The organism is Pseudomonas sp. N040, from assembly GCF_015637705.1.
Classification (GTDB): Bacteria; Pseudomonadota; Gammaproteobacteria; order Pseudomonadales; family Pseudomonadaceae; genus Aquipseudomonas.
Genome location: NZ_JADOBE010000006.1, coordinates 96,509 through 119,847, shown reverse-complemented (window position 1 = coordinate 119,847; position 23,339 = coordinate 96,509). Strand labels below are relative to the sequence as shown.

At 62.7% G+C, this 23,339-nt stretch carries 23 protein-coding genes; 13 read left to right on the top strand and 10 right to left on the bottom strand.

Annotation, left to right across the window (positions count from 1 at the left end):
* Window positions 1-3: 3 nt before the first annotated feature.
* The 8 genes from ISX93_RS10730 to ISX93_RS10695 all read right to left on the bottom strand — a co-directional run bounded on the left by ISX93_RS10730 (window position 4) and on the right by ISX93_RS10695 (window position 7,920).
* Window positions 4-1,251 (bottom strand): NAD(P)/FAD-dependent oxidoreductase, encoded by a 1,248-nt coding sequence (locus tag ISX93_RS10730; protein ID WP_195778725.1) that lies wholly within the window; start codon window positions 1,249-1,251, stop codon window positions 4-6.
* Window positions 1,248-2,027 (bottom strand): SDR family NAD(P)-dependent oxidoreductase, encoded by a 780-nt coding sequence (locus tag ISX93_RS10725; RefSeq protein ID WP_195778724.1) that lies wholly within the window; start codon window positions 2,025-2,027, stop codon window positions 1,248-1,250. Before ISX93_RS10725 ends, ISX93_RS10730 begins: the two co-directional genes overlap by 4 nt.
* Window positions 2,024-2,458, bottom strand: a complete 435-nt coding sequence (locus ISX93_RS10720; RefSeq protein ID WP_195778723.1) for a nuclear transport factor 2 family protein — start codon at window positions 2,456-2,458, stop codon at window positions 2,024-2,026. The genes ISX93_RS10725 and ISX93_RS10720 overlap by 4 nt, the downstream gene beginning before the upstream one ends.
* Complete coding sequence (gene phrB / locus ISX93_RS10715) at window positions 2,451-3,896, bottom strand: deoxyribodipyrimidine photo-lyase (RefSeq protein WP_195778722.1); 1,446 nt, start codon at window positions 3,894-3,896, stop codon at window positions 2,451-2,453. Before phrB ends, ISX93_RS10720 begins: the two co-directional genes overlap by 8 nt.
* A complete protein-coding gene (locus tag ISX93_RS10710; RefSeq protein WP_195778721.1) occupies window positions 3,893-4,831 on the bottom strand; it encodes a MerR family transcriptional regulator in 939 nt (312 codons plus the stop codon). The genes phrB and ISX93_RS10710 overlap by 4 nt, the downstream gene beginning before the upstream one ends.
* A gap of 2 nt (window positions 4,832-4,833) precedes the next feature.
* Window positions 4,834-5,796 (bottom strand): YbgA family protein, encoded by a 963-nt coding sequence (locus ISX93_RS10705; protein WP_195778720.1) that lies wholly within the window; start codon window positions 5,794-5,796, stop codon window positions 4,834-4,836.
* A 242-nt stretch (window positions 5,797-6,038) separates the two neighbouring features.
* Complete coding sequence (locus ISX93_RS10700; RefSeq protein ID WP_195778719.1) at window positions 6,039-6,755, bottom strand: tellurite resistance TerB family protein; 717 nt, start codon at window positions 6,753-6,755, stop codon at window positions 6,039-6,041.
* A 169-nt stretch (window positions 6,756-6,924) separates the two neighbouring features.
* Window positions 6,925-7,920 carry an NAD(P)/FAD-dependent oxidoreductase gene (locus ISX93_RS10695; protein WP_195778718.1) on the bottom strand — a complete coding sequence of 332 codons (996 nt, stop codon included), beginning with the start codon at window positions 7,918-7,920 and terminating at the stop codon, window positions 6,925-6,927.
* A 142-nt stretch (window positions 7,921-8,062) separates the two neighbouring features.
* Here ISX93_RS10695 and ISX93_RS10690 point away from each other — a divergent pair, with 142 nt between their 5' ends.
* The 3 genes from ISX93_RS10690 (at window position 8,063) to ISX93_RS10680 (ending at window position 10,879) form a co-directional block, all read left to right on the top strand.
* The gene (locus tag ISX93_RS10690) at window positions 8,063-8,956 is read left to right on the top strand and encodes a TIGR01777 family oxidoreductase (protein WP_195778717.1); all 894 of its coding nucleotides are present in this window, start codon (window positions 8,063-8,065) and stop codon (window positions 8,954-8,956) included.
* Window positions 8,957-9,192: 236 nt separating this feature from the next.
* Entirely contained in the window at window positions 9,193-10,218 is a 1,026-nt protein-coding gene (gene hemH, locus ISX93_RS10685) for a ferrochelatase (protein WP_195778716.1), read from the top strand.
* A gap of 103 nt (window positions 10,219-10,321) precedes the next feature.
* Window positions 10,322-10,879: a hypoxanthine-guanine phosphoribosyltransferase gene (locus tag ISX93_RS10680; protein ID WP_195778715.1), complete on the top strand. Its 558-nt coding sequence runs from the start codon at window positions 10,322-10,324 to the stop codon at window positions 10,877-10,879.
* A 15-nt stretch (window positions 10,880-10,894) separates the two neighbouring features.
* On the opposite strand, the gene dauA is transcribed toward ISX93_RS10680, so the two are convergent.
* Window positions 10,895-12,655, bottom strand: coding sequence for a C4-dicarboxylic acid transporter DauA (gene dauA / locus ISX93_RS10675; RefSeq protein ID WP_195778714.1), 1,761 nt, complete (start codon window positions 12,653-12,655; stop codon window positions 10,895-10,897).
* A gap of 453 nt (window positions 12,656-13,108) precedes the next feature.
* Between dauA and ISX93_RS10670 the strand changes: the two genes are divergently transcribed.
* From ISX93_RS10670 to ISX93_RS10625, 10 genes are all read left to right on the top strand, one after another.
* The gene (locus tag ISX93_RS10670; RefSeq protein ID WP_195778713.1) at window positions 13,109-13,396 is read left to right on the top strand and encodes a PA4642 family protein; all 288 of its coding nucleotides are present in this window, start codon (window positions 13,109-13,111) and stop codon (window positions 13,394-13,396) included.
* A 120-nt stretch (window positions 13,397-13,516) separates the two neighbouring features.
* Window positions 13,517-14,065, top strand: a complete 549-nt coding sequence (gene rfaH, locus ISX93_RS10665) for a transcription/translation regulatory transformer protein RfaH (RefSeq protein WP_195778712.1) — start codon at window positions 13,517-13,519, stop codon at window positions 14,063-14,065.
* 251 nt (window positions 14,066-14,316) lie between these two features.
* A complete protein-coding gene (locus ISX93_RS10660) occupies window positions 14,317-15,627 on the top strand; it encodes a flippase (RefSeq protein ID WP_258166972.1) in 1,311 nt (436 codons plus the stop codon).
* Window positions 15,628-15,674: 47 nt separating this feature from the next.
* The gene (locus ISX93_RS10655) at window positions 15,675-16,577 is read left to right on the top strand and encodes a glycosyltransferase family 2 protein (protein WP_195778710.1); all 903 of its coding nucleotides are present in this window, start codon (window positions 15,675-15,677) and stop codon (window positions 16,575-16,577) included.
* 86 nt (window positions 16,578-16,663) lie between these two features.
* Window positions 16,664-17,566, top strand: coding sequence for an NAD-dependent epimerase/dehydratase family protein (locus tag ISX93_RS10650; protein ID WP_195778709.1), 903 nt, complete (start codon window positions 16,664-16,666; stop codon window positions 17,564-17,566).
* Window positions 17,563-18,540, top strand: coding sequence for a glycosyltransferase family 2 protein (locus tag ISX93_RS10645; protein WP_195778708.1), 978 nt, complete (start codon window positions 17,563-17,565; stop codon window positions 18,538-18,540). Before ISX93_RS10650 ends, ISX93_RS10645 begins: the two co-directional genes overlap by 4 nt.
* The gene (locus tag ISX93_RS10640; RefSeq protein WP_195778707.1) at window positions 18,537-18,866 is read left to right on the top strand and encodes a hypothetical protein; all 330 of its coding nucleotides are present in this window, start codon (window positions 18,537-18,539) and stop codon (window positions 18,864-18,866) included. The genes ISX93_RS10645 and ISX93_RS10640 overlap by 4 nt, the downstream gene beginning before the upstream one ends.
* A gap of 4 nt (window positions 18,867-18,870) precedes the next feature.
* Window positions 18,871-19,785, top strand: a complete 915-nt coding sequence (locus tag ISX93_RS10635) for a glycosyltransferase (protein WP_229732158.1) — start codon at window positions 18,871-18,873, stop codon at window positions 19,783-19,785.
* Between the two features lie 7 nt (window positions 19,786-19,792).
* Complete coding sequence (locus ISX93_RS10630; protein ID WP_219841016.1) at window positions 19,793-20,773, top strand: UDP-glucose 4-epimerase family protein; 981 nt, start codon at window positions 19,793-19,795, stop codon at window positions 20,771-20,773.
* A gap of 55 nt (window positions 20,774-20,828) precedes the next feature.
* A complete protein-coding gene (locus tag ISX93_RS10625) occupies window positions 20,829-21,389 on the top strand; it encodes a sugar transferase (RefSeq protein ID WP_195778706.1) in 561 nt (186 codons plus the stop codon).
* Window positions 21,390-21,663: 274 nt separating this feature from the next.
* On the opposite strand, the gene ISX93_RS10620 is transcribed toward ISX93_RS10625, so the two are convergent.
* On the bottom strand, window positions 21,664-23,187 hold the full coding sequence (locus tag ISX93_RS10620; protein WP_195778705.1) for a fumarate hydratase: 1,524 nt from the start codon (window positions 23,185-23,187) through the stop codon (window positions 21,664-21,666).
* Window positions 23,188-23,339: the final 152 nt, after the last annotated feature.

Below are 23,339 nucleotides of genomic sequence, written 5' to 3'. Positions count from 1 at the left end.
GGTTCACAAGTGCTCTCCGAACTGTTCGGCCACGCGCAGGGCACTGACGACTCCGTCCTCATGGAAGCCGCTGGCCCAGTAGGCGCCGCAGAAATGCGTGTGCTGCTGGCCGCTGATTTCGCTCCAGCGGGCCTGTGCGGCGCTGGCGGCCAGGCTGTACTGCGGATGGGCGTAGCTGAAGCGTGCGAGGATCTGTGCCGGGTCGATCGCCGGCGTCTGGTTCAGGCTGACGCACAGGGTTTGCGGCGCGCGCAGGCCCTGCAGGATGTTCATGTTGTAGGTGACGGCGGCGGGTTGCCGGGTACTGCCGCCGAGCCGGTAGTTCCAGCTGGCCCAGGCCAGTTTGCGCGCCGGCAGCAGGCGCGTGTCGGTGTGCAGCACCACGTCGTTGTCTGCATAGCGCATGGCGCCGAGGATCTCGCGCTCCGCGCTGCTCGGTGCGGCAAGCAGGCGCAGGGCCTGGTCGCTGTGGCAGGCAAAGATCACCTGGTCGAAGTGTTCGCTGCCGGCGGCGCTGGTCACGGTGACCCCGTCGGCGTGGCGCTCGACCCGCTCGACCGGGCAGTTCAGGCGGATGTGCTCGGCAAAGCTGGCGGTCAGCGGCTGGATATAGGCACTCGAGCCACCCTCGATGACCCGCCACTGCGGCCGCTGGCTGACCGACAGCAACCCGTGGTTCTTGAAGAAGCGCACGAAGAACTGCAGGGGAAAACCGAGCATGTCGGCCAGTGACATCGACCAGATGGCGGCGCCCATCGGCACGATGTAATGGGCCATGAAGCGCTCGCCGTAGCCGTTGCGCTGCAGGTAGGCGCCGAGGGTGATGTCCGCGCCGATACGGCCTTCCTGCAGGTCCAGCTGGGCTTGCCGGTTGAAGCGCAGGATGTCGCGCAGCATGCCCCAGAAACCCGGCGACAGCAGGTTGCGCCGCTGGGCGAACAGGCTGTTGAGGTTGTTGCCGTTGTATTCCAGGCCGCTCTGCGGATCGCTCACCGAAAAGCTCATTTCGGTGGGTTTGGACGCCACGCCGAGGCGCTCGAGCAGGCGGATGAAATTCGGGTAAGTCCAGTCGTTGAACACGATGAAACCGGTGTCCACCGCGTATGGGCGGCCCTGCAGGCTGACATTCACCGTGTGCGTGTGGCCACCGATCCAGTCAGCCGCCTCGAACAGGGTGATCGCGTGCTTGCGGTTGAGCAGGTAGGCGCTGGTCAGGCCGGCGATGCCGCTGCCGATGATGGCGATTTTCATGGGTTTGCTTCCTCTGGGGCCGGCGAGCGCGCCAGGCGTTTGCCGATGGCCACCTGCAGGCACAGCGGCATGGCGCCGAGCAGGCGCAACGAGCAGATAAACGGCAGCGGAAAGGCGATCTCATACGGCTGCCGGGGCAGCCGCCGGGCGATCAATCGGGCGGCGCGTGCGGCCGGCCAGCGCATCGGCATGGGAAAATCGTTCTTTTGCGTCAGCGGGGTGTCGACAAAGCCGGGGCTGACCAGGGTCACGGCAATCCCCTCGCTGGCCAGATCAAGCCGCAGGCTTTCCATCAGGTAGCGCAGGCCGGCCTTGGATGCGCCATAGGCTGCCGAACGCGGCAAGGGCAGATAGGTGACCGAGCTGCCGACCGCCACCAGGTGGGGTTTTGTGCCCTGGCGCAGCAGCGGCAGAGCCGCTTCGATGCAGTAGGCCGCCGACAGCAGGTTGGCGCGCAGCACGCGTTCAATCATGGCTGCTTCGAAGTGGCGGGCTTCGACATATTCACAGTTGCCGGCGTTGAGTATCACCGTGTCCAGGGCCCCCCATGCCTGGCTGATGCGGCTGCCGATACGGCGTACCTGTTCGATGCTGGTCAGATCACCCGCGGCGATCAGTACCTGCCCCGGAAAGCGTTCGGCGAGTGCCTGCAACGGCTCCGTGCGACGGGCGCTGAGGGCCAGTTGGTGCCCCTGCTGCAGCAGCTCGATCGCCAGGGCCTGGCCGATGCCGCTGCTGGCGCCGGTCAGCCAGATGCGTTGGGTTGCGCGGTTCATGCGAGCCTCCGTTTCAGCCAGCGAATGGCAGCACCCATGACCGGCAGGTTTTCGTAGAGCAGGGCGCCGGCGTCAAAGTAATCACGGTGCTGATGCACCTTGCCGTTCCACAACAGGTGCGAGCAGCCTTCGACGCGGATCAGCTGGCCGTTTTTCAGGCGCGGATGGCGATAGCTCATGGTCCAGCGCAGATAGCCTTCGCCTTCGCCTTCTCCTTTTAGTACGTGGTCAAAGCCGTAAAAGTCGAAGCGCAACTCGCTGACGTTGGCGTACAGCTCGGCAAAGTAGCGGCGCAGGTTGCTCAGGCCGCGCACCTCGTGCAGCGGGTCGCGGAACAGCGCGTCTTCGCTGTAGAGCTCGCCCAGGCGGTGCAGGTTGCTGTGGTCCAGTTCGGCAAAGGTGCTGGCGAACTGGCGCAGGAAATCAGACATGCAGGCTCTCCCGGGGAAACTTGGGCAGGTGTTTGAACGCCTGCAGCGCGCGCTCGCGGCTAGCAGACAGATCAACCATGGGGGGTGGATAGTCCAGCGCGCCGAACAGCCCGCCGAGTGCGGCCGGGTTGTGCAGGTCACGGTCGCTGAGGTCGGCCAGCTCCGGCAGCCAGTGGCGGATGAAGCGGCCCTCGGCATCGAAGCGCTGCGCCTGGCTGAGCGGGTTGAAGAGGCGGAAATACGGCACCGCATCGGTGCCGGTCGAGGCGCTCCATTGCCAGCCGCCGTTGTTGGCCGCCAGGTCGCCATCGATCAAGTGACGCATGAAGAAACGCTCGCCCTCGCGCCAGTCGATCAGCAGGTTCTTGGTCAGGAACATGGCCACTACCATGCGCAGGCGGTTGTGCATCCAGCCGGTGGCGCGCAACTGGCGCATCGCGGCATCGACCAGCGGAATGCCGGTGCGGCCGTCCTGCCAGGCCGCCAGTTCGTCAGGCGCGTGGCGCCAGCCGAGGTATTCGGTTTCCACGCGGAAGGCGCGGTGCCGCGAAACCCGCGGATAACCGACCAGTACGTGCTTGTAGAACTCGCGCCAGAGCAGCTCGTTGACCCAGCAGACGACGCCGGGATTGCCGCTGTCGAACTCGCCGCGATTGACCCGCAGCGCGGCATGCAGGCACTGCCGAGGCGACAGTACCCCGGCGGCCAGATAGGCGGACAGCTGGCTGGTGCCGGGCACGGCCGGCAGGTCGCGCTGGCGGTCATAGGCGTCCATCTGTTCATCGGCAAACTGCTGCAGGCGCCGTTGCGCTTGCGCTTCGCCGGCCGGCCACAGCAGGCGCAGGGACTCTGCCGGCACGGCAAAACCTGGGACGCTGGCAGGCACTGTGTCGCTGGCCAGCGGCAGCGGCGCCTGCGCTGGCGGGGCGGGCAGGCAGGCGGGCAGCGAGCGGTGCAGGCGTTGCTGGCAGACCTTGCGGAACTGGCTGAACACCTGGAAGTAATTGCCGGCCTGGGTCAGCAAGCTGCCGGGCTGCAACAGCAGCTGGTCAAGGTGCGCCGCAAAGCCGATGCCGTGCTGTTCCAGCAGGCGGGCACTGGCCTGGTCGCGGCGCTCTTCATGAATGCCGTATTCCGCATTGCAATGCAGCGCGGCCACTTGCTGCTCCGTGCAGACGTGCAGCAGCACTGCCGGAACCTCGTCCCAGCGGTCGCACTGGCGCAGCAGCAGCGGCACATTGAGCCGGGCCAGGGCGTCGCGCAGGCTGGCCAGGTTGCGCAGCCAGAAGTCGACCTTGCAGGCGGCATCGTCATGCGCCAGCCATTGCCCGGGCGTGATGATGTACACGGCCAGGGTCGGGCCGCTGGCCATGGCTGCGCACAGCGCCGTGTTGTCGGTGACGCGCAGGTCGCTGCGCAGCCAGAGCAGCTGGGTCATGCCTGCTCTCCGTCGCCGGCCAGCGCCTGCAAGTGCTGCAGCGCCGCCAGGGGCGAGGGGGCCAGGTCCAGGCCGGGAATATCCCCCAGCTCGTCGGCATGGATGCTGGCTGCCGAGCCGATCAGCAGCACCGCTACCCCGCTGCTGGCCAGGCGTGACAAATGCCGCTGCAGGCGCCGGGTATCGAGGGTCTGGCTGGCATACAGGAGCAACGCCGGCGGCGCCAGGCTGTCGAGTGCCAGGCCGAGTTCGTCCAGCGGTACCGGCCAGTCGAGGACATCGATCGGCAGGCCGTTGCTCGATGCCAGCCACGCGGTCAGCCACAGTTCCGGCTGCATCGGCCGCTCGCACAGGTTCACCAGCAGCAGGCGCCTGCCGGGCTGCTGGCGGTTGTTGTGATAGATCCGTGCGCCGAGCTTGCTGCGCAGCCAGGAGTGGAAGAAAACCTGTTCGATGTGACTGCCGAACTGTCCCTGCCAGCGCTGGTCGAGGGTCTGCAGCAGTGGCAGCAGCAGGCGTTCGAGCAGGGTGCGCACCGGGTACAGGGCGAGCATGCGGTTGAACACCGCGTCCAGTTGCGGTTCGTCGAGCTGCATGCTGGCCTGTTGCAGGTGCAGGCGTTCCTCGCTCCACAGGCTGTCCTCGCTGGCGACGGGCACCTCGCGGCTTTCCAGCAACGGGCCGACCTGGCTGACGGCCACGCCGCGGTTCAGCCAGGTGAGGATGTGGTTGATCCTGGCTACCTGCTGCTGGTCGTACAGCCGGTGTCCCTTGGGCGTGCGCTGCGGCTTGATCAGGCCATAGCGGCGTTCCCAGGCGCGCAGGGTAACGGCGTTCACCCCGGTCTGGCGGGCCACTTCGCGGATCGGCAGCCAGCCGTCGGCAAGGGCCTGCAGGTAGTCGGTGGTGCGGGTGGCGGTGTGAGTGTCAGGCATGGTCAGAGTGCATTCCGCAGGCTGAGGTCTTCGGGATGCGGCTGCATATAGGCCTGCAGCGCGATGTAGGGTTGCGGGTTGCGCCGGAAGTGGTGCTTGAGCAGGGTCAGCGGCACCACCAGCGGCACGATGCCGGTGCGGTACTGCTTGATCAACTGATGAATTTCCTGACGTTCGTCGTCGCTCAGGGCCGGTCGCAGGTAACCGGAAATGTGCTGCAGCACGTTGCTGTGGGTGCGGCGGGTGGCGTTCTTCTTCAGCGCCGCCATCAGCAGGCTGAAATAGCGCGGGCCGATGTCGCCCGGGTCCTGCTGGCCGAGGTTGCCCAGCAGGCGCCCGAGCTCGCGGTACTGCTGCGGGTGATTGGCCATCAGCTGGTACTTGTAGCTGGCGTGAAAGGTGATGAGCGCGTGGCGGGTCAGGCCGCTGCGGAGCAGTTCCTGCCAGCGCGCATAGGCATACACGCGGGTGAGGAAGTTCTCGCGCAGCACCGGGTCGTTGAGGCGGCCGTCTTCTTCGACCGGCAGGTCCGGGCGCGCGCTGCAAAACGCGTTGGCATAGATGCCGCGCCCGCTTCTATCGGCGGGCGAGCCATTGTCCTGGTAGACCTTGACCCGCTCGACGCCGCAGGACGGCGACTGCTGCATGAAGATGTAGCCGCAGATCTCCGCGTGGCCTGCGGCCATCTCGCGGCCGTAGGCGGCCAGCTGCGCAGTCACGTCACGCTCACGGTTGAGCGTGCCGACCGCGCGCGGTGCGGCCGCATCACCGACCAGGCGGATCGGCTCGCGCGGGGTGCCGAGGCCGATGGCGACCTCCGGGCACAGCGGGACGAAGTCGAAATGCCGGGCCAGCGCATCGCGGCACAGGGCGGAAGCCTTGTGGCCGCCGTTGTAGCGCACCTCATGGCCGAGCAGGCAGGCGCTGATGGCGATCTTCGGACGGAGGCTGTGCGCATGGGTCATGGGGGGGGTACCTCAAAGCTGTACACATTCGTTTATTTGTACAAGTAATGTGCATCTTATGCGTTTTCTTGTACATGTCAAACATCTTGTACAGCTAATTGGCCGCCCATCCCTGCAGCGCACTGCGCAGGAATGGGCGAGAGGCGTTCAGGGAATGCTGGTTTGAACGGTCGCCCGGGCTTTGCGGCTGCACAGCAATGCCCGGTTCAGGCGCCGGGCGCTCCTGTGGGGGCTACGACTATTCAGGGGGCCGCTCGAGGGGCCCCGCTGAATGCCTGGCCTTTGATCTGCGCCTCGAGTTCCAGCTTGAGGCTGGGTGCCAGTTGCAGTTGGCGTGCCAGTTCATCCAGATAGGCGCGCTCCATGAAATGCTCCTGGTCAACCATCAGCAGGCTGGCCAGGTACATCTCGGCGGCCATTTCCGGACTGCTGGCGGCCTGGGCCACCTCGCCGGGATCGAGGGGCTTGTCGAGCTCGCCGGCCAGCCAGCGCTGCAGGTCCTGGTCCTGGGTGAGCCTGGTGAATTCACCTTCGATCAGTTGGCGTTCACGCGCATCGATATGACCATCGGCTTTGGCGGCTGCGACCAGCGCACGCAGGACCGCCTGGCTGTGCAGTTCAGCCTGCGCGGCGGGCAGCCGATCCACGGTTTGTGGTTCGCTGGCTGCTTGACTGGCTTGCTGTGCCTGCCAGTTGTCGTAGGCCTTGTAGGCCATTACGCCGAGCGCCGCCAGGCCGCCGTAGGTCAAGGCATTGCCGCCGACCTTGCGCACGGTCTTGTTGCTGCCCAGCAGCAAGCCGAGCGCGCCGGCGGCGAGGGCACTGCCGCCCGCTCCGCCGAGCATGTCGGTGAGGCCGGCGACCGGCGCGGTGGCAGATTTTCCACGAGGTTGGTGGTTGTCCTGCAGCAGGGATTGCCCGGATTTGAGCAGTTGATCAAGCAGGCCGCGTGTCAGCATTGCAGGTACTCCGAAGCAGTGGTTGACGAGGTTGATCCAGGCGCCAGATTAAGACAGTTCGCCACCACTGGCGCAGCCGGTGTGCTTCCGGATATTGCCGCCAGGGTCTGCGGCCGGCCTGCTCCGGCAGTGGCTCAACACGCGCCGGAAGGCCACAGGCGGGCCGTTTTCAGGCCGGATCGCGCAGGCTGTCGAGGATCTCCCGGGCCGCCTGCTGGCCGCTCAGCCAGGCACCTTCCACGCGACCGGCCAGGCACCAGTCGCCGCAGGCAAACAGGCCCAGTTGCGGGTCGGCCAGCGCCGCGAAGGCCTGTTCCGCCGCCGGGCGGGCGTATAGCCAGCGTTGCGCCAGGTGTTCTGCGTGCGCCGGCAGGGGTTGCCCGAGCACCTCGGCGAAGGCGGCAGCAAGGTGCTCGAGCACGTCGCCGGCCGGCAGCTCCAGATGGGCGCGGGTCCAGTCGCTGGAGGCATGCAGAACCCAGCTGTCGAGGGCTGCCGTGCGCCCGGGTTTGCTCGAATTGCGCGCAATCCAGGCCAGCGCACTGTCCTGCACAAAGCAGGCTTCAAGCGGCGTTGGCAGCTTGTCGGAAAAGCCCAGTGCTACCGCCCAGACCGGCTCCATCGGCGTGTTGAGCGCCCGGGTTGCCAGCGCCGGCGCAGCGCTCAGCAGGGCGCTGGCCTGGGCGGCGGGAACGGCCACCAGTACATGGCTGAACGGGCCGTGCAGGTTGCCGTCGGCATCCAGCAATTGCCAGTGCTGCGCGCCACGGAAGATTTCGCAGATGCGACAGGCGAAACGCGCCGGCAACTCGCCGAGCAGTCCGCGGGTCAGCGCACTCATGCGCGGTGTGCCAACCCAGCGTGGTTGGGCGTCGGGCGAGGGGCTCAGGCGGCCCTGCCGCGACTGGTAAATCCGTGGTGTCCAGGGCGCAACCCAGCCCTGCTCCTGCCAGCGCGCAACGGCCCGGCAAAACCCTGGATCGCGCGCGGTGAAGTATTGCGCGCCCAGGTCCAGATCGCCGAAGTCGCTGCGCTTGCTGGACATGCGTCCACCGCTGCCGCGGCTCTTGTCGAACAGCTGCACTTCATGCCCTGCCGCATGCAGGGCGCTGGCCGCTGACAGCCCCGACAGGCCGGTACCGATAATGGCAATGCGAGGCTTCATGAAGATTCCTGTGTTGAGGCAGAGGGTTGAGACGAAGATGGTATAAGCTGTACAAAGTATTTGACTTGTACATGATTGCTGTCAACTTGAGGTTGTCTGCTTTCCTCTTTCCAGTCTGTTTGCACTTTGCGAGGTCAAGGCCATGCATATTCTCCTGACGGGTGGCACCGGGCTGATCGGCCGTGCGCTGTGCCGGCACTGGTTGCAGCAGGGGCATCAACTGAGCGTCTGGAGCCGTACCCCGGAAAAGGTTGCGGCACTCTGTGGCGAACCGGTGCGTGCGCTTGACCGGCTGCAGGACTACAGCGGGCCGCTGGATGCGGTGGTCAATCTGGCCGGTGCGCCGATTGCCGATCGACCCTGGACCAGCAAGCGCCGGCAACTGCTGTGGTCCAGCCGGATCAGCCTGACCGAGCAGTTGGTGGCCTGGCTGGCAACCCGCGAGCAGCGGCCGCAGGTGCTGCTCTCCGGCTCGGCGGTCGGCTGGTATGGCAATGGCGGCGAGCGCGAGCTGGATGAACAGTCGCCGTCGGTGACCAGCGATTTCGCCAGCCAGCTGTGCGCGGCCTGGGAAGCTTCAGCCCTGTTGGCCGAGGCCCTGGGTATCCGTGTGGTGCTGGTGCGCACCGGGCTGGTGCTGGCTGCCGAGGGCGGGTTTCTGCAGCGCCTGCTGCCGCCGTTCCGCCTGGGCCTGGGTGGGCCGATCGGCAATGGCCGGCAGTGGATGCCGTGGATTCACCTGCAGGACCAGGTCGCACTGATCGATTTTCTCCTGCAGCATCCGGCGGCCAGCGGCCCCTATAATGCCTGCGCGCCGGTGCCGGTGCGTAATCGGGAGTTCAGCCAGGCACTCGGGCGTGCCCTGCACCGGCCGGCTTTCCTGCCGCTGCCGGCAGCCCTGCTGAAGCTGGGCCTGGGCGAGCTGGCGGGGTTGTTGCTGGGAGGCCAGCGCGCAGTGCCGCGGCGCTTGCTTGAGGCGGGCTTCGTGTTTGGTTTCAATACCCTGGACTCAGCGCTGGCTGAGTTGCTCGATTGATCTGGCCCGAACCAACTGGACATTGATAAAAGGCTTAATTTTGCTCTGTGCCCGTTACGTACTGGGTGCAAAACGCAGGCAGAGGTAGGGTGGGCTTCAGCCCACCACAAAGCACGGGCCGCAATCGGTGGGCTGAAGCCCACCCTACGCCAGTCCTCCGACCATCCTGCAAAACAGGGCCTGCAACACGTAACCAGGACATAGCCTTACTCTTTCATTCTTGACAAGGACTGCGCATGACCCATCACGCTCTTCTACTGGCCAACCTCGGTTCGCCCGCCAGCACGTCGGTGGCCGATGTGCGCAGCTACCTCAACCAGTTCCTGATGGATCCGTATGTGATCGATCTGCCCTGGCCGGTGCGACGCCTGCTGGTCTCGCTGATCCTGCTCAAGCGGCCGGCGCAGTCGGCGCATGCCTATCAGTCGATCTGGTGGCCGCAGGGGTCGCCGCTGGTGGCGATCAGCCGGCAACTGACGGAGGCCATTCGCCCGTTGTGGACGCAAGGGCCGGTCGAGCTGGCGATGCGCTATGGCGAGCCATCGATCGAGACTACCCTGCGCAAGCTGGCCGGGCAGGGCATCACCCAGGTGACTTTTGCACCGCTGTATCCGCAGTTTGCCGACAGCACCACGACCACCGCGCTGGTCGAGGCGCGGCGGGTGATCGCGGCCCACCGCTTGCCGATCAAGCTGGCGGTGCTGCAGCCGTTCTACGCCGAGGCGGAATACCTCGATGCCCTGGCGGACAGTGCCCGGCCTTATCTGCAGCAGGGTTTCGATCACCTGCTGCTGAGTTATCACGGCCTGCCGGAGCGCCATCTGCACAAGACCGATCCGACTGGCAGTCACTGCCTCAAAGGGGCGGATTGCTGCCAGCGTGCGCAGGGTGCCGTGCTGGACAGCTGCTACCGCGCGCAGTGCTACCGGGTCAGCGCCGGTTTTGCCGAACGCAGCGGGCTGGGTCCGGAGCAATACTCGGTGGCGTTCCAGTCGCGCCTTGGCCGGGCCAAGTGGATCGAGCCCTACACCGAAGCGCGTTTGGCTGAACTGGCAGCGCAAGGGGTGAAAAAACTGCTGGTGATGTGCCCGGCGTTCGTCGCCGACTGCATCGAGACGCTGGAGGAGATCGGCATCCGCGGCCGCGAGCAGTTTATTGCTGCCGGTGGCGAGGAGCTGCTGCTGGTGCCCTGTCTGAATGCCCAGCCACAGTGGGTAGCGGCGTTGGCCAGGATTTGTGCGCGGGTGCCGCAAGCGCTGTGATGACCGTTCACTGATTGCGCGGCGCTTGTCCGCAGTGGCGCCGATCAGTAAGGTTGCGCCCCTGTTTTTTCTTAACGCTTTTTTGCCTATCTGGAGCCAGCCCATGTCCGTCGATCTCGCGCATATCCGTCAAGTCATGGCCGAAGCCGATTGCCTGTACAACGAAGCACAGATCGATGCGGCCATTGAAAAGATTGCCGTGGCCATCAACGGCGAGCTGGCCGAGCGCAATCCGGTGGTGTTCTGCGTGATGAATGGCGGCCTGATTTTTACCGGCAAGCTGCTGCCCAGGCTGAATTTTCCGCTGGAACTGTCCTACCTGCACGCCACCCGCTACCGCAACGAAACCAGCGGCGGCGATCTGTTCTGGAAGGCCAAGCCGGAACTTTCCTTTATCGACCGCGATGTGCTGATCATTGATGACATCCTCGACGAGGGCCACACCCTCGGCGCGATCATCGACTTCTGCCGGCATGCCGGTGCCAGCCGGGTCTATACCGCAGTGCTGATCGACAAGGATCACCAGCGCAAGGCGCGCCCGGACCTCAAGGCCGACTTCATCGGCCTGCCCTGCATCGACCGCTTCATCTTCGGCTACGGCATGGACTACAAGGGCTACTGGCGCAATGCGCCGGGCATCTTCGCCGTCAAGGGCCTGTAAGCCGTTACGCGGCAGTCAGCGGGAGGCCGGGGCGCCATCCGGACCAGCCGCCGGCACGGCCTCGGCGGGCAAGTGCAACCAGGCCAACGCCTTGGCCCGGGCCTGCTGCAGGTTGCCCAGGTAGGCCAGCTTGCCGCTCTCCAGATGCACCCCGGCCCGCCGCAGTTTCAGCCGCACCTGCGCTGAAGTGCCGACCAGGATCAGCCCGACATCCTGGCGCTGGTAGTCGTGCAGCAGGGTTTCCAGGGCCGCCAGGGCGGTCATGTCGAGCATCTGCACGGCGCTCATTTCGACGATCACCACTTTCACTTCCGGGTTCAACTGGCGCAGCACGCTCAGGGCCTTTTCCGCCGCGCCGAAGAACAGCGGGCCGCGGATGGCATAGGCCAGCACCTGCTCGGGCAAGTTGTCCAGGGCCTGGTGAAAGTTCTTCGGCAGCGGCGCGGTGTCGGTCAGGTCGCTCATGCGCTTGATGAACATCCCGGCCGCCAGCAACAGGCCGACACCCACCGCCAGCACCATGTCGAACAGCACGGTCAGCACCAGGCAGGCGAGCAGCACCAGCACGTCGTTGCGCGGAGCGATGCGCAGGGTGTGCAGCACATGCGGAGCCTCGCTCATGTTCCACGCCACCATCAGCAGCAGCGCGGCCATGGCCGCCATCGGCAGGTAGCTGAAGATTGGCGCCAGCAGCAGGATCGACAGCAGCACCACCCCGGCATGGGTGATCGCGGCCAGCGGCGAAAAGGCACCGGCGCGCACGTTGGCCGCACTGCGGGCGATGGCTGCGGTGGCGGTAATGCCGCCGAACAGCGGCGCCACCAGATTGCCCAGCCCCTGGCCGACCAGTTCGGCATTCGGGTCATGCTTGCTGCCGGTCATGCCGTCGGCGACCACCGCACACAGCAGCGATTCGATCGCGCCGAGCATGGCGATGGCGAACGCCGGGGCGAGCAACTGGCGGACCAGTTCGAAACTGAAGGTCAGCGGTTGGCCATCGGCACCCGGCAATTGCCAGGGCCAGGCAAAGTCCGGCAGGAACGGCGGAATGCCCGGGTAGCGGACACCCTCCAGTACATAGCTGAAGCGCTCGCCCAGGGTGGCCACCGGCAGGCCGCCGAACTCCAGCAGCAGGCCGAGCACAGCGCCGATGGCGAGCGCGACCAGGTGAGCGGGAATCTTCGGCACCCAGCGCGGCCAGAGGATCAGCACCCCCAGGCAGGTCGCGCCGACCAGCACGTCGCCCGCCTGCACCCCGGGCAGGGCGTGCAGCAGCAGGTTGACCTGCTCCAGGTAATGCTGCGGCTGGCTGTCCAGTTGCAGGCCGAGCAGATCCTTGACCTGCAGGGTGGCGATGACGATGCCGATCCCCGCGGTGAAGCCGAGGGTCACCGGGTAGGGGATGAATTCGATCAGCTTGCCGGCCCGCAGCAGCCCCATGCCGATCAGGATCAGCCCGGCCATGCTGGTGCACAGCAGCAGGCCGCCGATACCGAATTTCTGCGTGATCGGCAGCAGGATCACCACAAAGGCGGCAGTCGGCCCGGAGACGTTGAAGCGCGAGCCACCGGCCAGGGCGATCAGCGGGGCGGCTACCAGTATGGTGTACAGCCCGTGTTGCGGCGCGACGCCCACCGCAATCGCCAGGGCCATGGCCAGCGGGATGGCGATGATGCCGACCGTCAGCCCTGCGGTCAGGTCGCCGCGCAGGCTTTGCAGCGAATAACCGGCGTTGCGGGATTGCAGCAGGGCGGCGAACACTGGCGGCAGATACATACAACCTCCTGCGGGTAAAGCCAGAGTATATCGCCACGCCAGCGCGCCGGACCTAGGGTCTGTTGACGTTTGGTCGCGAACCGCGTTGCTGTGACAAATCGCGCCAGGCTAGGCGTGGGACGCAGGCAATGGTATTCCCTGGCCAGGTCCTGCAACAACGCATGGCGCGATTTGCCGCGCAACCCGAAGGGACGGGACCCGCTTGACGCAGGCCGTTGTTACTCGTCGTTCATTGGCAATAGCAAATCTCTCTCCTCGCGCGATCCACATGGATGTGGTGAATGCAGCAAGCCCGCCGGGAGCGGGCGCTGCCTAGTCCTGCGTCAAGCGGGTCTCCGTGGCGGCCGCGACCAAACGTCAACAGACCCTATCAGTTAGTCGGGTGTCCGCGTTGAGCCTGGCCGGCCACGGCGCTAAACTGCCGGCCCCGGGAGTTCGGCAAGGTAAAATGCAATGCGCAAAGACAAGAAGCAGGTCATCGGTGAAGCGATCAGCGATGAGGCGATCAAGCTTTACCTCGGCGTGGAACCAGCGGATGACACGCCGCCCGCCCTGCACAAGCTGATCAAGGCCTATCGCGGGCTGCGCATCGATGATTTCGAACGTTTTGTCGGCTTCTTCGTCGCCGCCGGTTACGCGCTGGATGCGCGCGATGCCAGCGGCAGGGATTTCATTGCGCTGATCGCGGATCAGCGCCAGGCCGAACCCTATATCGAAGTGATTCGCGCGGCGCGCGGTTGACTCGGCAGCGCGACGGGCGGAAAACCGCACCAGGCCCCGTGGCGTGCTCCAGTCAGGTCTTGGCGCAGGCCCGGTGCTTGCCGTGCCACGCTGAAAGCCACTCGCCGCTGGAGACGCTGAATGTGCAAGGAACCGCCTGACACCGATAGCGCCATTCCTGTCGCAGGCCCCTGTGGGGAACTGGCCTGGTACCTGCTGCAATGCAAGCCGCGGCAGGATGCTCGGGCCGAGGAAAACCTGCTGCGCCAGGGCTACCAGTGTTTCCGCCCGCGCCTGCAGCGGGAAAAGCTCAGCGCCGGGCGCATTCGCAAGGTCGAGGAGTCACTGTTCCCCGGTTACCTGTTCATTCAACTGGACCGGCAAGGCAACTGGGCGCCGCTGCGCTCGACCCGCGGGGTGAGTCGCCTGGTGGCTTTCAATGGCTATCCTCTGGCGGTTGGCGAGCAACTGATCGAGCAATTGCGCGAACGCTCGCATGAAATCGGCCGGCAAGTCGAGGTGCCGCTGCTGCAGGTCGGTGACAAGGTTCGCATCACCGAAGGGCCATTCGCTGAACTGGAAGCCATCTTCCATGGCATGGACGGCAATGCGCGGGCCATGCTGCTGCTCAATCTGTTAAACCGCCAGCAACTTGTGCAAATGCCGTTGACCAGTATCGTCAGGGACTGAATGATGCAGGCATACATGCCATGCCCGTGTCGTCCCGAGCACTTTCGTCGGGCTGGCGGGCGGTTCCGCAGTCGCTAGCGTACGGGGGCTTTTCGCGCGGGAGCACCGGCATCGGGCCGGGTGGTTGAAAACCGGGACTGCGGTGATCCTCAGGCCTGTATTTCCAGCCAGAACCTTGTTACACCAGTGGACCACCCTGAAATGAGCAGCAGCCCCCTGTGATCGAGCACAGCAAAACATCGCACTGGTACATGCGCTTTCTGCCGGCTTTTGCGCGCAGGCGTCTCGAAGGTCGCGAAACGCTGCTCAAGGCGATCGACAACAGCGGCTGGCTGTTGCTGGAAAGAATGGGGCGGGTGGTGCTGGGGCTGCTGATCGGATCCTGGGCCGCACGTTACCTGGGGCCGGCGCAATACGGTGAGCTGGCCTACGTGATTGCCTACCTGGCATTTTTTCAGGTGGTTGCCACCCTCGGGCTGGACGGCATCGTCGGGCGCGACATAGCCCGCGACCGCACGTTGGCCGCGGAGCTGCTCGGTACCGCGTTATTCCTGCGCGTAGCAGTCGGGATATTGTGCTGGCTGGTGGCCGTGGGAGGGATGGCCTGGGCCAGCGGCTGGCATGATCGCGGCGTATGGATCACCGCCCTGGTGGGTGGCACACTGGTTTTCCAGGCCGCAGATACCATCGATTTATGGTTTCACAGCCAGAGCCAGAGCCGGCATACGGTTATTGCCAAGTTGCTGGCATTGCTGCTCTCGAGTGGCATCAAAGTGGCTTTGATCCTCGGCAAGGCGCCGCTGCTGGCGTTTGCCGCCGTCACTGCGCTGGACGCCTTGATTGTCGCTGTTGGCATGCTGGTAGCCTATCGCCGCTATCCGTGCGAAAAGTCCTGGGAGCTGCACGCGGTTCAGGCAAAGCGGCTGTTGCATCAGTCCTGGCCGCTGATCATCAGTGGCCTGTCGGTTACGTTTTACTCAAGAGTGGATCAGTTGCTGATCAGGCAGTTGCTGGGCGAACACGCGCTGGGCATCTACACGGCAGCCTTGCCATTCACGGTGTCCTGGATATTTATCCCGGCCATCATCATGACCAGCGCAGCGCCGATCATGGCCAAGTTGCGGGTGGACGATCAGCGCAGATACCAAATCAAGGTTGCGGCGCTCATGCGCCTGAATGTCGTCATCGCCTTGGCTATCGCGTTACCGATTGGTCTCTTTTCTGCAACCATAACCGACCTTTTTCTCGGTGATGCCTACGGAGATTCGGCTGGCGTGCTGTCGGTCCTGGTGTTTGCCAATCTGATAGTGTTTCTGGGCGTGGTCCAGAGTGTTGTGGTGATCAATGAAGGATGGCGCTGGATCGTGATTGCCAGCACCGCCTCGGCAGCCGCCTCCAGCCTGGCCCTGAACCTGTTGCTCATTCCCTTGTTCGGCCTGCTGGGGGCGGCGTATGCCTCGGTAGTTACCCTGCTGGTTTCAGTAACGGTAGTGCCACTGTTGTTAAGCAAGGATCTCCGCGGCATTTATCGTTATGCCGTGCTGGGCCGGCATCCTGGCTGAGCCCCGGATTTCTGTGCTGTGTGCACTTCTGACTTGAGTGGGCTCTTATGATTGTCGCGGTCATCGTTACCTATGAACCTGCACTGGCTGCTTTGCAGAAACAGTTGGACAGCCTTGTCCCGCAAGTGTCGCGGGTAATAATTGTGGATAACGGTTCCACTACTTCTTTTCCCCAATGGCTTGCCGGACTCGGGTTCGGGGAGCGGTTGGCAGTATTTTCCATGCAGGAAAATCTCGGCATCGGAGCAGCGCAGAATATCGGCATCGAGCATGCACGAAGCTTGGGCGCAACCCATGTGGTGCTCTTCGATCAGGACAGCCAGCCGGCGGCGGGCATGATCGATAAACTGCTGAGTGCAGCCAACCAGCTTGCCCGGAGTGGCATCCGCCTGGCCGCCGTCGGGCCGCGCTACAAGGACTCCGAGCATGGCGAGATATCCGGGTTTGTCCGTGTCGGCTGGTCCGGATTCAAGCGGGTCATCGGCACTGCCGAGCAACCGCTGGTGGAGGTTGATTTTCTGATTGCCTCCGGCGTCCTGATCCCGCTGTCAGCATTCGAGTCTGTCGGACTTATGGATGGCGGTCTCTTCATCGATCATGTCGACACCGAGTGGTGTTTCCGCGCCCGCTCCAAAGGCTTGCGCCTGTTTGGCGCAATGGATGCCCTGATGATTCATACGCTGGGTGACCAGCGCAAGAAAATCTGGTTTCTGCGCTGGAGAAACGTCTCCTTCCATTCGCCCTTCAGGTATTACTACATGTTCAGGAATAGCGTCATTTTGCAGCGAAGAGTCTATATGCCGCTGCGCTGGAAGATTGCCGACCTCATGCGCGACTTTGGGGCTTTTGTCTTTTTCGGTATTTTTTCTGCCCAGCGTCTGGTGGTCTGGCGAATGATGCTGCGTGGAATTTCTGATGGGCTCAGAGGCGTAACAGGGAAGTTAAAGTAATATTTAGTTTTTTGATTTACTGCGAGAGCATGTTTGTAAGTCATAAATTAGCTTGCGAAGGGTTTTCTGGATATGGTTGCAGAAAAATGAAAAGAGTCCTGCTGATTGGCGGTGGTGGATTCATCGGAAAAAATCTACAGGCTGTGCTGGTAAAGTCTGGGAATTTTGTTTTGATGCATTGCCTCGGCCGGAACCCTGAAGTCCTGGACGAATATAAAATTCCGTTGCGTGATATTTGTAATATTGAAAAAATTATTTGCGAGAAGAAAATTGATGTGGTGATTCATTTAGCCTCTGGACTACTTCCCTCGGGAGGTTTCAGCGAATTCGAGAAGGAGGTCGAAGAGGTGATTCGGCCAACGTTCCAGCTGGTCAATTTTTGCGCAGAAAACGGCGTCGTCTTTGTCTTTTTTTCTTCTGGCGGAACTGTTTATGGCGATACGGAAAATATTAATATTCCAGAAAATCATGCTCTCGCACCAAAAAGCTACTATGGCTATGGAAAGGTCTTGCTGGAAAAGTATATAGAGTTATGTCACGGATCGATGGGGCTTAATTATATAATCGTTCGCCCCTCCAATCCGTATGGGTCGAATCAGAGCGCCCATGGCAAGCAAGGATTTATTGCTGTTGCACTTGGGCGGGTTCTCTCGGGAAAACCTGTTGAAATATGGGGTGATGGCACGGTTGTGCGTGACTATCTGGATGTAAGAGACCTCAGTCATGCGGTGGTTGAATTGCTTGACGGCGGACATTACAACAGGACTTTCAATATCGGTAGCAGTATTGGTTATTCGCTCAATGATGTTGTTGCAATTATCCAGGAGGTTACCGGCCGGCCGGCGCAGGTCCTGAAATGTCCATCACGGGATTTTGATGTCAAATCAATTGTCCTGGACACGACGCTGCTGGCCTCCGTCATAGCCTGGCAGCCTCGGAATTTGCTTGTTGGTGTTCGGGAGTTCATGCAAATCCTAGGTGACAAATGATCAGTGCAACCAAGCTGGCCATCGCCATTCCGACGTTCAATCGAGCGCAGATCATGGAAGAGAATTTGTGCTTGATGCGGCCGGCACTGGAGCGGCTGGATATTCCGCTGTATATATTTGATGACAGCACTGATGATGAAACTGAGACGTTGGTGCATAGAATTTCGGCAACGACAGGTCTGCGCATATTTTACACGCGCAACAGTCCAGCGCTGGGGCATGACAGGAATTTGCTCTCGGCGCTTTTGCTTTCTGGATACGAGCATGTCTGGCTGCTTGGCGATTCCATGTATATCGATGAAGTGGCGCTGGATTTGGTGTATCGGGGGCTTTGCGGGCAGGATTTCGTCTTTGTCAATGGTCGAGATGACTTGGATTTTCCTGAAGTAAGGGCTCTCTCTGGAGGAGAGCTTAAAGACTTTATGGCGGATTGTACCTGGTCGCTGACAATGACCGGAGCAACAATATACGGCCGGCGTGTGATTGATTGGTTGTCGGCAAATTCATTACCTGTAATTTATAAAAATTTTCCTCAACTGTCGGTAATACTTTCATATATTGAAAATCATCCGGACGCATCTGTTTTATGGATTGGGCAGCGGGTAATTTATAGTAATAAAAATAAAATAAGCTACTGGTCTGCTCGCGCGGTAGAAGTCTTCGGTCGTGATTGGTTTGAGGTGATAAGTGCGCATCAGGCGGTCTTTGGTATCTCCACCATGTCAGCGGTATTGCAGTCGCACGCCAGGAATACGGGAATTCTAAATTACAAGCATCTGATTTATTTGAGGTCGAAGGGGTATTTTTCCAATGCGATTCTTCAGTGCAATATGGATAGGCTTTATCCCTGCACCACAACCGCCAGAATTGTTGTATGGCTTGTTGCGAATATGCCCTTGAAGCTTGCTGGGAAACTGCTGGCGCTCAAGCAGGCAGTGCTGAAATTCAACTCGAACTGGAAAGGTCGGACATGATCCTGCCGGGCTTGCCCGGGCAACCGGGTGGCTATCGAGTCGAGGATGTTAATGTTCGCCGGGTGGATGATTACAAGTGGTGGTATGAGAGCCTGTGCAATGGAAGCATTGTGCTGTTGAACCGGAGGCTGGCGGGTGGTTTCAAACCAGCCATAGGTTCAGCAGGTCTGACGGGCTCTGTCCGGGTCATGCACGGCAGCTACCTTGATGTCTTACGCAGCCTGTATGCCGAAGGTAAAATGAGAACTCTGGATTACGCCACGACCTTGTTTGTCGAGTATCTGAAATATCCAGTCAGATCCTTGCCGGTTTTCTTCAGGAAGTAATGATTTGCCGCAGGATGAAATTTATTCACCAAAGTTCGCAGTGCTGCTGGCCGCCTTCAATGGTATGCGCTGGCTGCCGGCGCAGGTGGATTCGATATTAAAGCAGGCAGAGGTTGATGTAGTTATTTATGTCAGCGTGGACTTGTCTTCCGACGGAACTGCCGAGTGGGTAGCGGAGTTGGCGCGGAATAATCCCCGGGTGGTTCTTCTCGGCTATGGAGAGCGTTATGGCGGGGCTGCGAAAAACTTCCTGCGTTTGATCCGTGATGTCGATTTTTCTGCGTTTGACTATCTGGCGCTGGCCGATCAGGACGATATCTGGTTTGCCGACAAGCTCGACCATGCGCGGCGGGCATTACTGGCGCAGCAGTGCGCTGCCTACTCCGGAAATGCACTGGCCTTCTGGCCGGATGGCCGGGAGGTGCTGCTGGACAAGGCGCAACCCCAGGTTGGTTATGACTACCTGTTCGAGTCTGCCGGCCCCGGTTGCAGTTATGTCTTCACGGTGCCTTCGGCGCTGCAGTTGAAAGCCTTTGTCTTGCAGCACTGGGCGGCGGCCTGCGAGGTTGGCTTGCATGACTGGCTGTTCTACGCCTGGTACCGGGCAGCGGGTTTTCGCTGGTTTATCGATCCGTGCCCGAAGATCAGGTACCGCCAGCATGCCAGCAATCAGTTTGGCGCCAACAGCGGCTTGCGTGCGCTCAAGTCGCGTCTGGGGCTGGTGCAGCAGGGCTGGTATCGCGCACAGACGCGCAGGATCGTCAGTCTGCTGCAGCCGCTCCTGCCGCAACTGCACAGTGCAATCGATGGCGAGGGCAACCTGTCGAAACGGTTCTTGCTGCAGAACCTCGGTCAGTTGCGACGCCGCAGGCGAGACCGCGCGTTCCTGCTGTGCATTATCCTGCTGGGCCTGTACTAGGAGCGCCATGACCCGCATGACCAGGATTTTCCTCACCGGTGCCTCGGGTTTTGTCGGCGGCGCGCTGCTCAGGCGTCTGGCGGCGGATGGCCTTGCCTGTACGGTGCTGCTGCGCCGCCCGCTGGATGAGCCGTTGCGCCATTTGCCGGTCAGGACTATCGAGTCCCCCACGCTGGATGCCGACTTTGCCGCTGCGCTGGCTGGGCAGGATGCAGTGATCCATTGCGCGGCTCGCGTGCACGTCATGCAGGAGCAGTCTGCCGATCCACTGGCGGAGTTTCGCCAGGTCAATGTCGAGGGCACGCTGAGCCTGGCACGCCAGGCCGCTGCCGCCGGGGTAAAGCGCTTCATCTTTCTCAGTTCGATCAAGGTCAACGGCGAGCAGAGCCTCCCCGGCAGGCCATTCCGCCCCGAGGATGAGCCGGCGCCCGCCGATCCTTACGGGGTTTCCAAGCTGGAAGCGGAGCAGGGCCTGCGTGCCCTGGCTGCGCAAACCGGCATGCAGGTGGTGATCATCCGTCCGGTGCTGGTGTACGGGCCGGGGGTCAAAGCCAACTTCGAGAGCCTGCTGCGCTGGCTGCAGCAGGGGCTGCCCTTGCCACTGGGGGCCATCCACAACCAGCGCAGCCTGGTGGCGCTGGACAACCTGGTCGACCTGCTGGTCACCTGCATTGAGCATCCGGCGGCGGCTAATCAGACGTTGCTGGTCAGCGACGGTGAGGATCTGTCCACCAGCGAGTTATTACGACGGCTGGCCGCTGCGCTGGGCCGACCGGCGCGCCTGCTGCCGGTGCCGGGCTGGATCCTTGCAGCCGGTGCAGCCATGCTGGGCCGGCGGGCGCTGGGCCGGCGCTTGTGCTGCTCGCTGCAGGTGGACATCGGCAAGACCCGCCAACTGCTGGGCTGGAGTCCGCCAGTGAGTGTCGATGAAGGTTTGCGGCGAACTGCGCGGCACTGGCTTGCCGAACAGACGGCAGCTCGGCGCTAGGTGTTGGTGCGCTACCGGGAACGCACAGTTTTTTTCAGTTTTTTGGATGTCAGTGATGAAGCGTCTGCTTGATTTGTTCCTTGGCCTGAGTGCCGCGCTGCTCCTGCTGCTGCCCATCGCGCTGGTCGCGCTGGCGGTACGCCTGACTTCGCCCGGGCCGGCGCTGTACTGGTCGGAGCGGGTAGGCCGGGATAACCGCACTTTCCGCATGCCCAAGTTTCGCAGCATGCGGGTGGGCACCCCGGCCGTGGCTACCCACCTGCTGCAGGATCCGGCTGTGCATCTGACGCCGATTGGTTCCTTCCTGCGCAAATCCAGCCTCGACGAGTTGCCGCAGCTGTGGAGCATCCTCAAGGGCGACATGAGCTTCGTCGGTCCGCGTCCGGCGCTGTTCAATCAGGAGGATCTGATCGCCTTGCGCACCCGCGAGGGCGTGCACCATCTGCTGCCCGGGCTGACCGGCTGGGCCCAGGTCAATGGTCGCGACGAATTGCCGATTCCGCAGAAGGTCAGGTTGGACGTGGAGTACCTGCAGCGCCAGTCGTTGCGCTTTGACCTGCAGATCCTCTGGCTGACGCTGGCCAAGGTCCTGCGCGGTGACGGCGTGGCGCACTGACCACGCACTGTTGCCCGCCATCGTTTGCAGAAGTATCGGCCTGGCCCGGCCCCGAGGCCGGTCGGTGGGTTACGGCCGTTGGCCTAACCCACCCTACGAAATGCACTTTCGCGGCACCCCGGTCTCGTAGGGTGGGTTAGCCGCCTCGCGGCGAAACCCGTCATGGCTGTCGCCGGCAAAGCCCGTTCAACCCTAATGGATACAGCGCCACAAAAAAGCGGGCCGGAGAAAGTCTCCGGCCCGCTTTTTGTTTGCGGCCAACTGGCGGGGGGGCTTACTTGATCTCGACCGCCAGGCTGTCGTGGATCTTCTTCTGCCAGATGGCTGGCCCGGTGATGTGCACCGACTCGCCCTTGGTGTCGACCGCCACGGTGACCGGCATGTCCTTCACTTCGAACTCGTAGATGGCTTCCATACCCAGTTCGGCGAAAGCCAGCACCTTGGACTTCTTGATCGCCTGGGCCACCAGATAGGCAGCGCCGCCTACGGCCATCAGGTACACCGCCTTGTTGTCCTTGATCGCCTCGATGGCGATCGGGCCACGCTCGGACTTGCCGATCATGCCGAGCAGACCGGTGCTTTCCAGAATCTGCCGGGTGAACTTGTCCATCCGCGTGGCGGTGGTCGGGCCGGCCGGGCCCACCACTTCATCACCGACCGGATCAACCGGGCCGACGTAATAGATGAAGCGGCCTTTGAGGTCCACGGGCAACTGCTCGCCCTTGTTCAGCATGTCGACCATGCGCTTGTGCGCGGCGTCGCGGCCGGTGAGCATCTTGCCGTTGAGCAGGACGGTTTCGCCCGGCTTCCAGCTCTGCACTTCTTCCGGGGTGATGGTGTCGAGGTTGACGCGGCGCGCGCTCGGGCCGGCTTCCCAGACGATTTCCGGGTAGGCGTCCAGCGGCGGTGGAGTCAGCTCGGCAGGGCCGGAGCCATCGAGCACGAAGTGCGCGTGACGGGTGGCGGCGCAGTTAGGGATCATGCACACCGGCAGCGAGGCAGCGTGGGTCGGGTAGTCCATGATCTTCACGTCGAGCACCGTGGTCAGGCCGCCCAGGCCCTGTGCGCCGATGCCCAGCTGGTTGACCTTGTCGAACAGCTCCAGGCGCATTTCCTCGATCTTGTTCTGCGGGCCGCGGGCTTTCAGCTCATGGATGTCGATGGAGTCCATCAACACTTCCTTGGCCATCACTGCGGCTTTCTCGGCGGTGCCGCCGATGCCGATGCCGAGCATGCCCGGCGGGCACCAGCCGGCGCCCATTTCCGGTACGGTTTTCAGCACCCAGTCGACGATCGAGTCGGACGGGTTGAGCATGGCCATCTTCGATTTGTTTTCCGAGCCGCCGCCCTTGGCCGCGACGTCCACTTCCACCTTGTCACCGGGGACGATGGAGTAATGGATCACCGCCGGAGTGTTGTCCTTGGTGTTCTTGCGGGCGCCGGCGGGGTCGGAGAGGATCGAGGCGCGCAGGACGTTTTCCGGCAGGTTGTAAGCGCGGCGGACACCCTCGTTGATCATGTCGTCGACGCTCATGGTCGCGCCATCCCAGCGCACATCCATGCCGACGCGGATGAACACGGTGACGATGCCGGTGTCCTGGCAGATCGGCCGGTGGCCGGTGGCGCACATGCGCGAGTTGATCAGGATCTGCGCCATGGAGTCGCGCGCGGCCGGCGACTCTTCCTTCAGGTAGGCCTCGTGCATGGCCTGGATGAAGTCCACGGGGTGGTAGTAGGAGATGAACTGCAGGGCGTCAGCGACGCTCTGGATCAGGTCATCTTGTTTGATCACGGTCATGGCGGGCTCCTAAGGCGGGGCTGGGTGGGAAGGCTGTGCAGTTGCTGACGCCGGGCTTTGCGTAGGGTGGGCTTCAACCCACCAAAGCAGCTCGGTGGGCTGAAGCCCACCCTACGGAGCGGGTACAGACACAGCCATCTAAAGGCCCGGCA